At 66.7% G+C, this 923-nt stretch carries 1 protein-coding gene; it reads left to right on the top strand.

Features of this window, described 5'->3' with window-relative positions; genetic code table 11:
- On the top strand, positions 1–306 hold a 306-nt coding region (locus AC1D01_RS36690), incomplete at its 5' end, for a hypothetical protein (RefSeq protein ID WP_477874726.1).
- Positions 307–923: the final 617 nt, after the last annotated feature.

The raw sequence follows: 923 nt of genomic DNA, 5'->3' as shown, positions 1-923 counted from the left end.
GGCGACACCAGCGGTGGCTGCGGTTCGGGCCTGAAGACCTGCAGCACCAACTCGGCCAACACGCCGTGGGGTTGGGACGACGGCAACGACGGCGCGAGCTACCGCGGCGAGTTCGCGCTCGATCCGGCGCACCTGTTCTCGTTCTACTTCACGGGCACCGGCAACTTCAGCCAGCAGTACCTCAGCAATCCGTTCCTGAGCGGGCTGCGCGACACGGGCTTCTACTCGGGGCACGCGCCGGCGGGGTTTGCGTCGCAGCTGGACCTCAACACGCTGTACGGGAAGTTGGTCAACAGCTGTTCATAGCTTTTGCGTTCGCTGGGGTGGCGCGGAAGGCGCGTGGGGGGAGGYCGTGGCGCGCCGGCCGGGTCGGTCATCGCCCCTGGCGGGGCGATGACTCCCCTGCGCTGACTGGTTTCATGGCCCGTCGCCGAAACTCCCGCCACTCRCTKCGYTCGTTGTGGTCAAACAGTCGGCGACAGTCAGTKCACGAAGCGTGCTGGCGCACGCGGGCCATGAAACCAGCCAGCTCCGGCGACCCGTCTTTATTGGCGCTCCACGGCCTCCCCCCACGCGCCTTCGGGCATCACCGCTCTCTGGGGAGGTGACAAGCGAACAAATGAGGAACGAGCGCGCAGCCGCTCGCATGCTCGTCGATCACTTCAGTCTTTTCCCCCAACAAGAGCGGSTGGTGYTKMGCGGCGGGTGWSGGRMTGGSCKGGGGGCGAYTTCTGRGGCGACGGAGAAGRTCGGCTTTGGGGATGGCGCGCGCCAGCGCGCTTCGTAGACWRACTCATCGGCACTGTTTGACCACAACGAACGAAGTGAGTGGAGGGAGTTTGCCGATGCATCCCCAAAGCCGATCTTCGCAGTGGAGTCGGCGCCCCCTGGGGCGCCGGCCGCCTCGGCATGAGCCCCCAGCC

The organism is Rhizobacter sp. P3_B12 (genome assembly GCF_056402895.1).
This window is presented reverse-complemented; position numbering and strand designations above follow the sequence as displayed.